Genomic DNA, 12,565 nt, shown 5'->3' with positions numbered 1-12,565 from the left:
TAGCGGACCTTTGTCATGTACTAAACGTCGAACAAGTCCATGAAAACGCTCCTGAAATCCGAAGAATTAATCCAGTTCCTGGCCGCTATTTACCTGTTCTCCCGCCTAAATTTCGCCTGGTGGTGGTTTCCTTCGCTGCTTCTGCTCCCGGACATCAGCATGATCGGCTACCTGATCAATCCGGCCATTGGCGCGGTATTGTACAACATCGCACATCACAAGGGACTTGGCATTGTCATTGGGCTGGTTGGTCTTGCGTTGGGTAATCAGTATCTGATGCTGGCCGGTATTATTCTTTTTGCCCACTCAAGCATGGACCGCGTGGCAGGCTACGGCCTGAAATACGCCGATAGTTTTAAACATACCAGTCTTGAAACGATGTAGGCCAGTATCAGGATGCCCGATCAGCCGATTTTAAACACCCAAACGGGTTGACCTGCCAATTGCTGGCGAATCTTCTCGGGAACGACAACGCTAAAGCCGTCTTTCGTTTTGGTTAGCTTCAATGCCTGCGATGCGCCAAGGATGGTTACTTTGGCATTGGAGGCAACGGATAGCGCCGGCAGCGAAATGCTGGCCGGAAGCTGTTGCTCAGACTCTTTGGGCAGATAAGAGGCATAAACCGCTTTGCTGTTCGAGGTAAAGGCCCATTGACCTTGCCGATAGGGCGCCAGCGGTTTAGTGCCGTAAATGGATTCGCCGTTTACGGTTATCCATTTGCCAATCTCCTGCAATCGTTGATACGCTTCCTCGTGCCATTCGCCGTCGGGGCCGGGAGCGATGTTGAGCAGGAGATTCCCGTTTTTGGCCACAATGTCTACCAATGTCTGTACCAGTTTACGAGCGGGTTTGAAATTCTCTTTGGGTATGTACGACCAGCTATTGCCCATGGTAATGCAGCTTTCCCACGGAATGGGCATGTAATGGTCGGGGATGGATTGCTCGGGTGTAACGTAATTCTCGAACTCTCCCGATACCGTCCGGTCGACAACCAAAAGGCCCGGCTGATGCTGGCGCGCCATGCCGGCAATACGCGCCATGTTGATGTCCTGGCTGTAGGGAATGGTGCGCTGCCAGCTAACGGTTGAGTCGATGGTGCTTGCCGGACGAACCCAGCCGCCGTCGAGCCACAGAATATCGACATTGCCGTAGCCGGTCATCAGCTCTTCGATCTGGTTGTACGTAAAATCGCTGAACTTCTTCCAGTGGTCGGGGTATTTCTTAGGGTCGTAGCTAACGTTGCGATCTTTCGGAGGAAAATAGGTCCACCAATAATCTTCCGTATGCCAGTCGGGTTTGGAAAAATACGTGCCGACCATAAAACCCTGTTGACGGAAAGCGCCAAGAATTTCTTTTGTGACGTTACTGCGTGGATTCGATGAGAACGGGGTTTTCTTATCGGTAATCTTGTAATCCGTCAGCTTCGTGTCGAACATGCAAAAGCCGTCGTGGTGTTTGGTGGTGAAAACGACGTATTTCATGCCCGCACCTTTTGCCGCATTGGCCCAGCGTTCCGGGTTAAACTTGGTTGGATTGAAAGTCGTTTGCAGGTTTTCGTACGCCTTTTTATACTCAAACCAGTTGGCGGCATAAGGGCCTCTACGCTCACACCAGCCCTCATCTTCGGGACAGAGCGACCACGATTCTACCACGCCCCACTCGCTGTAAGTGCCCCAGTGCATGAGCAGACCAAACTTAATATCCTGCCAGCCTGCCAGTTTTTTCTTCACCAGTTCATCTTTTGGCCAGACATATTTATCGTGATTCTGCTCGGAGTGCTGTTGGGCCAGCGCTGATAGGGAAATCAGCAAGCTGAAGAGAATGGGGGTAAATCGGTTTTTCATATACAGGTTAGTTAAATGGTATTATGTTAGGCATAGGCCAGCCGGTAGGCACCCGGCGTTTGGCCCGTCCACTTTTTAAAGGAACGGAAAAAGACGCTCGGTTCGGCAAAACCCAGCAAATAGGCAATGTCTGTCGTGCTCAGGTTTGGCTCACGCAAGTGGCCGATGGCCAGTTCTTTTCGGGTTTCATCAAGGAGCTGCTGGTACGACGTATCTGATTCTTTAAGGTGAAGTTGCAATGTTCGTATGCCCATTGCCAGCCGGTCGGCAATACTGGCCAATGTGGGTTCTTCGCCTTTCATCATCGAAACAATTTCAGCTTTCACGCGGCTTTTGAGCGAGGGGGTTTGTAGCTGATTCAAAATATCGCTGGCGTGTTTCTCGAACAGCGGAAACAGGCTGGGGTTGGCATTGAGGACCGGCGTATCGAGTAGAGACGCATCGAAAATCAGGGCCGTTTCATGGGCATCGAATATAAGGCTTGTAGGGCCCAAGGCGCGCTCATGTTCACGGGTATCCACCGGGCGTGGGTAGGCAAACCGTGTCTCAATCGCAGTCAGCCGCTGACCCGTCAGGGCACGAATAACCGACAGATAAACCGAAAATTCGGAGTTAAACGTATGATCCAGGTAGATGATATCGGGGCTGGTTATGTGCAGCGACAGGCTATACGTTGCGCCCGAGTTGTCATTGGCCGGAATGAGCTGCCCCGTTGTTCGGATGCCTTCGCAGGCAATATCCTGGTATTGGCAAAGCTTCTCGAAAACTCGCCCGAGCGTTTGACAATGCATCATTACGTAGGCCAGCACGCCAATGGCCAGCGGGTTTACCATCTCACCCAGCTTAAGCGAAAGGGCGGGGTCGCCGGTAACCGTGACCGCTTCGTGCCAGAGGGCCTGTACCTTCCGGATCGGCAGCCGTCCGTCCGGATTGTGGAGTTGAGTCGGGTCGATACCCACTACGCGGGCCAGCGCATCGGTATCCGCTCCCTGTTGGCGGGCGGCAAACAGAATGAGGTTGATGGAACCAACAGAGAGCGTATCGGAACGGGGAAACATCTATCGGAAAATGCGTTCGTGAGAAACAATAAGATCTGGAAAGATACAACTGAGGATTTCACCGGATTCATACACATCCACTAATGCATATGCTTCATTCTACAGGACATAAACGTTTACCGCTTTTTCTTTTGGCTGAATAATCCGGTACTCGCGCACACCTGATTCTTCATTGAGGTTGAATTGTTCGTTAAAGTCACTCTTGGCTGTCTGCGGAGAGGGAATTTCAATAACCCGGTCTGGTGCTTCTAAACAGCTATCATCATCTAACTTACTGAGGTCGCAATTGACACAAATATCGGGTTGAACAACCGTGTATAACTGATCCGGCTTCCGTTCATTTAATACGGGTGAGCGCACATCGAAAGGAGCATCATAAACTTTGCATGGCTTGTCGTCAAAATACTTTAGTAACGCAAACTCCAGGTTGACGGACGCATCCTGATGTTTTCGCTTCGGCGCGGGCCACATTCGATATAATTTGCCTTTTATCAACTCGATGCTTTCGTCAAACTGCCACTTCAGGTAGTCGGCATAGGTATAGGTGCCGTTTGGGTCAAGCTGGGAGATGTCGGTAATCATACGTTATGCCGGCTTAGTTCGGTATGCAATTTCTTAAAATAGTTGGACGCCCGCAACAACCGGCTCCCGTACCAGGAAAACACCTCGCCATCGACCAGCAGCACCCGCGCCGAGGGAGAAATGACCTGTAACTCGGCCATGTGTTTAGTGGCAAATGGATAAGGCTCCGAAGATAAGAAGATTAGATCGGGCTGTGCTTTTTGTAAATCCTCTGGCGAAATTGTCGGGTAGCGGCTTTTATCGACAAATGCATTGGTGAAACCTGCTGTGGTCAGCATGGCATCGATAAAGGTACCACTGGCCGCTGCCATGTATGGTTTCCGCCAGATCAGATAAGCGACGGACAAAGACAGGGGTGGAAGCGGGGGCAGCAAACCAGTCTCGATTTGCTGAGCCATTGTTTGGGCTTCCCGGTATTTACCCACCAGCGTTCCCACCTCCCGGATCATGCTGACGGCATCAGGCACCGTTGCCATATCCGTAACATGTACAGGATACCGTTGTTGAAGCAATTCAATCTGCTCACGGGTATTTTCCTCTTTGTTGGCGAGAATAAAGTCCGGTTCCAGTGCCTGAATTTTATCGAGATCGAGCGTCTTGGTACCACCAACTACGACCTTGGCTTTTACCTGTTCAACAGGATGAATACAGAATTTGGTAACACCAATAATTTCATCATTCAGGCCAAGCTCGAAGAGCAATTCTGTTTGAGATGGGACGACAGAAATAATGCGTTTGGGGGTCATAAATCAGACGTTCAGCGAGCGAAAAAGGTAACTCAGCGGCTGTTTCACAGCTTTTAAGAAACTTTTAAAAAGGAATTGAAATTTTTGTGCAACGTTTACTCAAAGAATCCTTCATTCACCATGAGACAATCCATTTTCACCTTTCTTGCCGCCGGTTTATGCGTTACGACGCTGTACGGCCAGACGCCGGTTTCGGGTAAAATCACCTACGAAGGTATGCGTCAGTTTGACCGCTCACAAATGCGGATGGTTATTAACGGACAGGAAGTTCGGCCCGGAAGTCCGGGAGCTCCCGATGCGCCCGAAGGTGTGCCCGATGTCATTTCGTTTACCCAGAAACTGGTATTTGCCGGAACAATGGCTAAAGAAGAACGTGACAGGCCGCAGAATATGATGATGCGCCGAACAATGGGCGACGGGCCATCGGATGGCACGGGCGGAAACCGCGAGGGACGACCCCGGACCATGCGGATGACCCCACCATTTGAACAACAAACCTTCCTCGATCTGGCTAACCGCCAGCGCATTGATGTGCTGATGGTGAAGAAAGATAGTGTGGTGACAGACACGTACCGTTCCGAAAAACCCATGCCGGCGGCCACCGACTGGACAACGGCCGATAAAACGAAAAAGATTGCGGGTTACACCTGCCACAAAGCAACGGCAACCCGCCGGAAAGAAACGTATACCATCTGGTACACCACAGATTTGCCGTTTACTTACTCGCCCGTTGCCGATCTCACCCCTCCAAAAGGCGTAGTGTTGCAAATAGAATCGGACACCGAATCCTACAAAGCGACCGGCGTCTCGATGGAAGCCATTGCCGAAGCCAGCGTACAGCCACCGAAAGGGGCAAAAGCCGTTTCGAGTGAAGAGATGGAAGACATACGCCGGAAAGGTATGGCCGATTTTCGCCAGAAGATGATGCAGAACATGCCCATGCGGGGCCAGAACTAAGTTTGTAATGAATACGGTACACCGAAAAATGTATAATGAAAAATGATGAACTTATTGACTGCGAAGCAATTGACTCGATTTTTGTTGATCGGTATTCATTGTACATTATTCATTAATATCAAATCCTTTTCACAGTCACCGGGTACGATTAGCGGGCAGGTGGTGGACTCGCTCACCCGAAAACCACTCCTCGAAGCGTCGATATCACTATTAGCGGGCAAGGATTCTTCTCTGGTGAACTTCGGGATTACCGATGGGGAAGGCCGGTTCTCGTTCCCGAAAATAGCTGAAGGGCAGTATCGCATATTAGTTACGTATGTGGGTTATCGGAGCCGCGCCCGTCGGGTTGCGGTTACCAAAACCGACCCTTCGCCAAATGTTGGTGCCATTGACCTGGTGGCTCAGTCGCAAACGCTGACTGAAGTATCTGTGCAGGGCGAACGGGCTCCCATCGCTGTAAAAGGGGATACACTGGAATTTAACGCCGGTTCGTTCAAAACCCGGCCCAATGCGCAGGTAGAGGATTTGCTGAAGAAACTGCCGGGGGTAGAAGTTGACCGGGATGGCAACGTGAAAGCGCAGGGCCAGGCTATTACGAAAGTGCTGGTGGATGGCAAACCCTTCTTCGGCAATGACCCCAAAATGGCGACCCGAAACCTTCCCGCCGACATCATCGACAAAGTACAACTCTTCGATCAGGCTTCGGAACAATCGGCCTTTTCGGGTGTGGACGATGGCGACCGGGAAAAAACGATCAATATCACGACCAAGAAAGACAAGCGGAAAGGCTCGTTTGGTCAGCAGACCATTGGTGCCGGGCCAAAACTGGGCGACGATGCGAGATACTCGGGTCGGGTGAGCTTTAACCGGTTTAACAACGGCCGCCAGATTTCCATGCTGGGCATGGCCAACAATGTGAACCAACAGGGTTTTACGGCCTCGGATCTGGGTCTTGGTAATAACTTTGGCGGAGCCGGACAAGGGCAGGGCGGTGGCGGTGGCAGCAACGTGGTGCGCGGTGGCGCCGGTGGCGGCAGCGGGAATGGTGCCGGTCAGGTGGGGAGCAATGCGATCACCCAATCGTGGGCGGCCGGTATTAACTACCGCGACGGCTGGGGTAAAAAGATTGATGTGGTCAGCAGCTACAACGCCAGTAATACCAACACCCTCACTAACCAGCAAAGTCACCGGGAAAACGTGATTCCGAGCGGTACCGCCGGTACGGTGATTACGCGCCCCGATGCCGGATTTGTCCGCGACCAGACCAACGGTTCTGACAACACCAATACCAACCACCGGGCCAACCTGCGGCTCGATTATCGTATTGATTCCATGACAACGATCCGGGTTATTCCGAATCTGTCGTGGCAAAATTCGACGTATAGCAACCAGAGCCAGGCCCGAACAATTACCAACGAAGGCGTGCTGGCCAACTCGAGCCTGACCAATTATAACTCAACCGGTAGTGGCTTTAACGGCAATAACTCACTGCTGCTTTTTCGCAAATTCCAGAAAAAAGGCCGGAGCTTTTCCGTAAACTGGAACATCGCGTTCAATAACCAGGACAACGAAGGGATTAACAAATCGGTCAACCAATTCAACGGCTCTTCGACTAGCCTGACGTCGGGTATTATAACAAAAGATACGCTAACAGGCATTACTACACAGACCATTAACCAGCGGAACGATCAGCAAACGCATTCGATGACCAACACTATCAACGTGAGTTATACGGAGCCGTTGTCTATGCGCCAGACACTTGAATTTCATTACAACCTGTCTGATAATCATAATACGTCGAACCGGGCGGTGAATGATTTCAATGGGCTGACGAACCAGTACGATCTGTTGAATACATTCCTGAGCAACAATTTTGTGAACGACTACGTAACCAATCGGGGTGGATTGACGTGGCAAACCCGGCGGTTGAAATACACCTACGCGTTTGGTCTGGATGCGCAGCAGGCCAGCCTCAACTCCGATAACCTAAGCCGGGAAACGAACCTGAATCGAACGTTTTCGAACTTGTTGCCCAATGCCTTGCTGACCTACAATTTTGCCAAAAGTCGGCGGCTCCGGTTCAACTACCGAACCCGTATCAATGCGCCGTCGGTGAATCAGTTGCAACCGGTAGCCAATAACACGAACCCGCTTAACATTCAGTTAGGTAACGCCAATTTGCAGCCGGAATATAGCCACACGCTGTCGTTGAACTACAACCAGTTCGATGCTGCTACGTTCCGGAACATGTTTCTTTTTCTGAACGCCAGCCGAACGGATAACAAAATTGTCAACTCGACGGTATTCGACAGATCAGGTGCGCAGACTACAATTCCCGTCAATACAAATGGCTATTACACGGTGAACGGATCGTTGGTCTTCGGCCGGCCGCTTAAATTGGGTGCGCAGAAAACCAACCTGAACCTCTCGACAAACATGACTTTTAACCAGGGAACGAGCTTCATCAACAACCAGTCTAACCAGGCAAAAAACTGGCTGATTGGTCAGGGGGTTGGTCTGAGTTCGAACTTTACGGAGAAACTGGACTTGAACCTGTCGGGGAACATCAACTGGCAATCGGCGAAGTATTCGCTACAGCCCCAGCAGAACACTACTTTCCTGAATCAGACGGTTACGCTCGATGTCTACTACCAATTGCCGCTGAAGTTTACCTTCTCTACAAACGTTTACTTCAATCATTACGGTGGCAACTCGGCTAATTTTAACCAGTCGTATACACTCTGGAACGCTACGCTGGCCCGGCAGTTGTTCAAGCAGAATCAGGGAGAACTGCGCTTCCAGGCATTCGATTTGCTGAACCAGAATCAGAGTATTGTTCGGAACGTGACCGACACGTATACGGAAGAAGTGCGGAGCCGTGTGCTGAACCGCTATTTTATGGTCAGTTTCGTGTATAACCTGCGCCGGTTCAGTGCGGGCGTTACGGCGCCACGAGATCCGTTCCAGGAGCGAAACGGGGGAGGCCAGCGCGGGCAGGGGGGAGGCTTTCGCCGGAACGGGTAATCTTATTTGAGATACAAATGAAAAATGGAGTTAGCACAAAGACTAACTCCATTTTTCATTTGTATCCAAGTACTACGGCTAATTTACATTAGCGTATTCTCGATTGAGATTTTTTGTCATGCTGAGGCATGAAGCATCTTCGGTAGCAACATCAATTCAATTCCCGAAGATGCTTCGTGCCTCAGCATGACAAAAAATGACCTAAGCTATTTAGACTTGAGTACTTATTTTACTTTATATACCGGAAATCTTCATTACCCTTCAATGCCAATAACGTTTCGTACATGAGTTTGATGACACTCTGTACATCGTCCATATGCACCGTTTCGACGGTGGTGTGCATGTACTTGAGCGGTAGTGAGATCAGGGCGGAGGCAATACCTTCCGTCGCGTAGGCAAAAGCGTCGGTATCTGTACCCGTCGAACGGCTCACAGCCTGCCGCTGGAATTCAATTCCCTGCTGTTCGGCCACGCCGATCATGAAATCGAGTACATTATTCTGAACGGCCGGGCCGTAACATAAAACGGGCCCACCACCGCATTTCAGATCACCCTGTTCTTTCTTGTCGTATTTAGGCGACTGTGTGTCGTGGGTTACGTCGGTACAAATGGCCAGATCGGGCTTGAGTCGCCGGGCAATCATTTCGGCCCCCCGCAGGCCAATTTCTTCCTGAACCGCATTGACGATGTACAGCGTAAACGGCAGGGTGATGTTATTTTCCTTTAACAGCCGTGCCACTTCGGCAATCATGAACCCACCCATGCGGTTATCCAGTGCCCGTCCAACGTAATAGCGGCCGTTCAACTCCATCAATCCGTCGGTAAAGGTGCAGACGGTACCAACGTGAATACCCATGTCCAGCACTTCTTGCTTGGTAGCGGCACCCACATCGATGAACAAATCCGTGACTTTGGGAGCCGTATCTTTCGCCAGATCGCGAACGTGAATGGCAGGCCAGCCGAAAACGCCTTCTACTACGCCCTTTTTCGTATGCAGGTTCACCCGCATCGACGGCGCAATGAGGGCATCGGAACCTCCGTTTCGGCGGACGAACAGGTAGCCATCGTCAGAGATGTAATTGACGAACCAGGAGATCTCGTCGGAGTGGGCTTCAATAACGACTTTATAGTCTTTGCCCGGTCCGATCACGCCAACGGCAGTGCCATAGGTGTCGACAATGTACTCATCGGTGTAGGGTTTGAGGTAATCCAGCCAAATCTGCTGCCCCGACGATTCGAAGCCGGTGGGGGAGGCATTGTTTAAGTACTTGTAGAGGAAACTTTTACTTTGTTCGTTCATTACGAAGTTTAATTAGGATAAGAGCAAGGCCAAAATAGGCACGCCCTTCTCGTAAAGTAAAGGGAAAAAATATCAAAACCCAATCCGTTCCCGCTTCTGCTCAACGCCCATTGAACGCAGAACTTCCATGGCAATCCGGTCGTCGTATTTGCGTTTCCAGTAGTCGGCTTCCAGCCGGAGCTTGTCCAGTTCCAGTTGTTGTTTCTCGACTACCAGGCGAAGTGTCTCCAGTTCATGACTGACCAGTTCCTCGGATTTTTCCTCCACAACCTGTGCCGAAACAACGTCGTCGGTGAGGAGGGCGAGGGGTGAAATAGCCAAAACGTTCGCTATTTGGGTCAGCCGGGAGAGGGTCAGGTCAGTTTTGCCGCGTTCAATATCGCCGTAGGCCGTTGTGGACAGATTGAGTAAATCGGCCATGTTTTCCTGCGATAAACCGCGTTGTAGCCGTTGTAAGCGTATTTTTTCGGCCGGGCCACGATTGGAGATAGTGCTCATATCAAGTAACAACGATAAAATCTAAACCAAAACTGACAGTGTTTTTCGTGATGATAACGCAATTTTGTAACGAAACAATTCTCGAACTTACACCAAGCGTTCTTGGTTTTCAAATCAAGAAGTAAACCCAATTATGAATTACGAAAAAGAATTCCGCAATTTCGCCGTGCATCACATGGGTCTTAACGGCCTGACGGTGGACGGTTACGTGAAGCACACTGTCCAGAATCATAGCGTTGAAAACATGACCCGTTCGGTCATTGAAGAGCGCCCCATGAACTTCCGCGAAGTAGACGTGTTCTCGCGCCTTATGGCCGACCGCATTATTTTTATGGGTCTGCCCGTTGACGACAACATCGCTAACATCATTGTGGCCCAGCTGCTCTTCCTGGAGTCGGCTGATCCTAAAAAGGATATCCTGATGTACCTCAACAGCCCCGGCGGTTCTGTCTACGCCGGTTTAGGTATCTACGACACCATGCAGTACGTTCGGCCGGATGTGGCAACCGTTTGCACCAGCCTGGCTGCGTCGATGGGTGCTGTATTGCTGGCAGGTGGTGCCGCTGGCAAACGTTCGGCGCTGCCACACGCCCGTGTCATGATTCACCAGCCATCGGGCGGTGCGCAGGGACAATCGGTCGATATCGAGATCACCGCTCGCGAAATCGTTAAACTGCGCGTTGAATTATATGAAATTCTGGCGCATCACTCCGGTAAAACCGTTGAGGAAATCGAGAAAGATTCGGATCGTGACAAATGGATGCGGGCCGAAGAAGCGAAAGAATACGGCTTGATCGACGAAGTACTGCGCCGGGAGAAGTAATTTCTGATACGCTTTTTACATCGAAACGAAGAACGCGAAAATCAACTGATTCTCGCGTTCTTCGTTTTAAGTACAATTAAGACTTGACCGGGAAGGTTGAAATATATGTCTTGGGCGTTTACCCATCAATCAATAACTTTGTAATTCCTCATTAACTCTGGCTCGGCGAGTCTTTTTTATCGAAATTAGCCTAACAAAGTCGTTTAAAGAACTGTTTAAATATACCATACTTGTAGACGGATCGTCATCTTTATAATCTGTTAAACCCCAGCCAATTTACTCTGCAACCGTTCATGCCACAAATCAGTTGCTCGTTCTGCGGACGACGCAAAAATGAAGTAATGATGCTCCTATCGGGCATCGACGCACACATCTGTAACTACTGTATTGAACAAGGGCATCAGGTTGTGCTGGAAGAAATGCGCCCCAAAAAGAGCGAACCCACGGAGTTAAATATCAACCTGATAAAGCCAATTGATATGAAGCGGCACCTCGATCAATACGTTGTTGGTCAGGATGAAGCAAAAAAATCAATAACGGTAGCCGTTTATAATCACTATAAGCGCCTGATGCAGCCCAAGACGAACGATGATGTAACGATTGAGAAATCGAATATCATCATGGTGGGCGAAACCGGCACGGGCAAAACCTACCTGGCCCGTTCGATTGCCAAAATTCTCGAAGTGCCGTTTTGTATTGCCGATGCCACAGTGATCACAGAGGCAGGCTACGTAGGTGAAGATGTGGAGACTATATTGACGCGCCTGTTGCAGGCTGCCGATTATAATGTTGAAGCGGCCGAACGAGGCATTGTCTACATTGACGAAATCGATAAGATAGCCCGTAAGTCGGACAATCCCAGTATCACCCGCGATGTGAGTGGTGAAGGTGTTCAGCAGGCTTTACTAAAATTGCTGGAAGGTTCGGTTGTAAACGTGCCCCCTCAGGGCGGGCGCAAACACCCCGATCAGCGCCTGATAGCACTTAATACCGAAAATATTCTGTTCATCTGTGGGGGCGCTTTTGACGGTATCGAACGCCATATTACCAAGCGGATTAACACCCGTCCCATTGGTTTTTCCGGCGACCGTCGGCTGAATGATACGTTTGAGCGCGGGCATCTAATGCGGTATATCTCCGCTCTGGATTTAAAGTCGTTTGGTTTGATTCCCGAATTGATCGGCCGCTTACCCGTATTAACTCACCTCGAACCGCTCGACCGCGACGCGTTGATGCAGATTCTGACGGAGCCAAAAAATGCGATTACAAAACAATACAATAAACTTTTCCAGATGGAGGGCATTACCCTGCACTGGGACGCCAGCGCCCTTAATTATATTGTCGATCAGGCATTACAGTACGGACTTGGAGCGCGGGGATTACGCTCAATTTGTGAATCCATTATTACCGATGCCATGTTTGAAATGCCTTCCCAAACGGGCGTCAGCGAGTTGACCGTTAACCTGGAATATGCACGAGAAAAGTTTGGCAAATCCTCGACATACCAACTTCGTTCCGTTGCCTAATTTCTATAGAAACTGCATTAACTGAAACGGCCTGCCCTCATTATTGAGGGCAGGCCGTTTCAGTTGGAGAAATTATTTTTTTGACGTTTAGTTTAATTAATCTATTAAATATATAGAATAAATTATGAAGTTTTAATAATTAAAAAGCCCGTAGATTGCTGTGTATTGATGTGGAGTTTAATTTATTTATACGGTTTATAATCAATT

General features: G+C 49.9%; 11 protein-coding genes. 5 read left to right on the top strand and 6 right to left on the bottom strand.

What is annotated here, in order from left to right; genetic code table 11:
* The first annotated feature begins 39 nt into the window (after positions 1 to 39).
* The gene (locus ACYVJM_RS27200; RefSeq protein ID WP_461151375.1) at positions 40 to 384 is read left to right on the top strand and encodes a DUF4260 domain-containing protein; all 345 of its coding nucleotides are present in this window, start codon (positions 40 to 42) and stop codon (positions 382 to 384) included.
* A 20-nt stretch (positions 385 to 404) separates the two neighbouring features.
* Here the strand turns inward: ACYVJM_RS27200 and ACYVJM_RS27195 are convergent, their stop codons facing one another.
* The 4 genes from ACYVJM_RS27195 to ACYVJM_RS27180 all read right to left on the bottom strand — a co-directional run bounded on the left by ACYVJM_RS27195 (position 405) and on the right by ACYVJM_RS27180 (position 4,230).
* Complete coding sequence (locus ACYVJM_RS27195; RefSeq protein ID WP_461151374.1) at positions 405 to 1,844, bottom strand: alpha-L-fucosidase; 1,440 nt, start codon at positions 1,842 to 1,844, stop codon at positions 405 to 407.
* A gap of 26 nt (positions 1,845 to 1,870) precedes the next feature.
* On the bottom strand, positions 1,871 to 2,902 hold the full coding sequence (locus tag ACYVJM_RS27190) for an AraC family transcriptional regulator (RefSeq protein ID WP_461151373.1): 1,032 nt from the start codon (positions 2,900 to 2,902) through the stop codon (positions 1,871 to 1,873).
* 99 nt (positions 2,903 to 3,001) lie between these two features.
* Positions 3,002 to 3,484: a Uma2 family endonuclease gene (locus ACYVJM_RS27185; protein WP_461151372.1), complete on the bottom strand. Its 483-nt coding sequence runs from the start codon at positions 3,482 to 3,484 to the stop codon at positions 3,002 to 3,004.
* Positions 3,481 to 4,230 carry an ABC transporter substrate-binding protein gene (locus tag ACYVJM_RS27180; protein ID WP_461151371.1) on the bottom strand — a complete coding sequence of 250 codons (750 nt, stop codon included), beginning with the start codon at positions 4,228 to 4,230 and terminating at the stop codon, positions 3,481 to 3,483. The genes ACYVJM_RS27185 and ACYVJM_RS27180 overlap by 4 nt, the downstream gene beginning before the upstream one ends.
* Positions 4,231 to 4,350: 120 nt before the next feature.
* Here ACYVJM_RS27180 and ACYVJM_RS27175 point away from each other — a divergent pair, with 120 nt between their 5' ends.
* The gene (locus tag ACYVJM_RS27175) at positions 4,351 to 5,187 is read left to right on the top strand and encodes a GLPGLI family protein (RefSeq protein ID WP_461151370.1); all 837 of its coding nucleotides are present in this window, start codon (positions 4,351 to 4,353) and stop codon (positions 5,185 to 5,187) included.
* A 42-nt stretch (positions 5,188 to 5,229) separates the two neighbouring features.
* Entirely contained in the window at positions 5,230 to 8,211 is a 2,982-nt protein-coding gene (locus ACYVJM_RS27170) for an outer membrane beta-barrel protein (RefSeq protein WP_461151369.1), read from the top strand.
* A 229-nt stretch (positions 8,212 to 8,440) separates the two neighbouring features.
* On the opposite strand, the gene ACYVJM_RS27165 is transcribed toward ACYVJM_RS27170, so the two are convergent.
* Positions 8,441 to 9,511 carry a M42 family metallopeptidase gene (locus tag ACYVJM_RS27165; RefSeq protein WP_461151368.1) on the bottom strand — a complete coding sequence of 357 codons (1,071 nt, stop codon included), beginning with the start codon at positions 9,509 to 9,511 and terminating at the stop codon, positions 8,441 to 8,443.
* Positions 9,512 to 9,583: 72 nt separating this feature from the next.
* On the bottom strand, positions 9,584 to 10,009 hold the full coding sequence (locus ACYVJM_RS27160) for a helix-turn-helix domain-containing protein (protein ID WP_297372910.1): 426 nt from the start codon (positions 10,007 to 10,009) through the stop codon (positions 9,584 to 9,586).
* Between the two features lie 133 nt (positions 10,010 to 10,142).
* Between ACYVJM_RS27160 and ACYVJM_RS27155 the strand changes: the two genes are divergently transcribed.
* Positions 10,143 to 10,832 (top strand): ClpP family protease, encoded by a 690-nt coding sequence (locus ACYVJM_RS27155; RefSeq protein WP_012925745.1) that lies wholly within the window; start codon positions 10,143 to 10,145, stop codon positions 10,830 to 10,832.
* Between the two features lie 293 nt (positions 10,833 to 11,125).
* Positions 11,126 to 12,358, top strand: a complete 1,233-nt coding sequence (gene clpX / locus ACYVJM_RS27150) for an ATP-dependent Clp protease ATP-binding subunit ClpX (protein ID WP_461151367.1) — start codon at positions 11,126 to 11,128, stop codon at positions 12,356 to 12,358.
* Positions 12,359 to 12,565 lie beyond the last annotated feature (207 nt).

Source organism: Spirosoma pulveris (assembly GCF_054781875.1).
Note: the sequence above shows the minus strand (reverse complement) of the source record. Positions and strands in the feature narration are given on the sequence as shown.

What these genes read in the sequence shown, in the direction of transcription:
- ACYVJM_RS27170 (WP_461151369.1), top strand. Translation starts at nt 5,230, where the DNA reads ATGATGAACTTATTGACTGCGAAGCAATTGACTCGATTTTTGTTGATC.
- ACYVJM_RS27160 (WP_297372910.1), bottom strand. Translation starts at nt 10,009, where the DNA reads ATGAGCACTATCTCCAATCGTGGCCCGGCCGAAAAAATACGCTTACAA.
- clpX (WP_461151367.1), top strand. Translation starts at nt 11,126, where the DNA reads ATGCCACAAATCAGTTGCTCGTTCTGCGGACGACGCAAAAATGAAGTA.
- ACYVJM_RS27175 (WP_461151370.1), top strand. Translation starts at nt 4,351, where the DNA reads ATGAGACAATCCATTTTCACCTTTCTTGCCGCCGGTTTATGCGTTACG.
- ACYVJM_RS27200 (WP_461151375.1), top strand. Translation starts at nt 40, where the DNA reads ATGAAAACGCTCCTGAAATCCGAAGAATTAATCCAGTTCCTGGCCGCT.
- ACYVJM_RS27155 (WP_012925745.1), top strand. Translation starts at nt 10,143, where the DNA reads ATGAATTACGAAAAAGAATTCCGCAATTTCGCCGTGCATCACATGGGT.
- ACYVJM_RS27195 (WP_461151374.1), bottom strand. Translation starts at nt 1,844, where the DNA reads ATGAAAAACCGATTTACCCCCATTCTCTTCAGCTTGCTGATTTCCCTA.
- ACYVJM_RS27190 (WP_461151373.1), bottom strand. Translation starts at nt 2,902, where the DNA reads ATGTTTCCCCGTTCCGATACGCTCTCTGTTGGTTCCATCAACCTCATT.
- ACYVJM_RS27185 (WP_461151372.1), bottom strand. Translation starts at nt 3,484, where the DNA reads ATGATTACCGACATCTCCCAGCTTGACCCAAACGGCACCTATACCTAT.
- ACYVJM_RS27180 (WP_461151371.1), bottom strand. Translation starts at nt 4,230, where the DNA reads ATGACCCCCAAACGCATTATTTCTGTCGTCCCATCTCAAACAGAATTG.
- ACYVJM_RS27165 (WP_461151368.1), bottom strand. Translation starts at nt 9,511, where the DNA reads ATGAACGAACAAAGTAAAAGTTTCCTCTACAAGTACTTAAACAATGCC.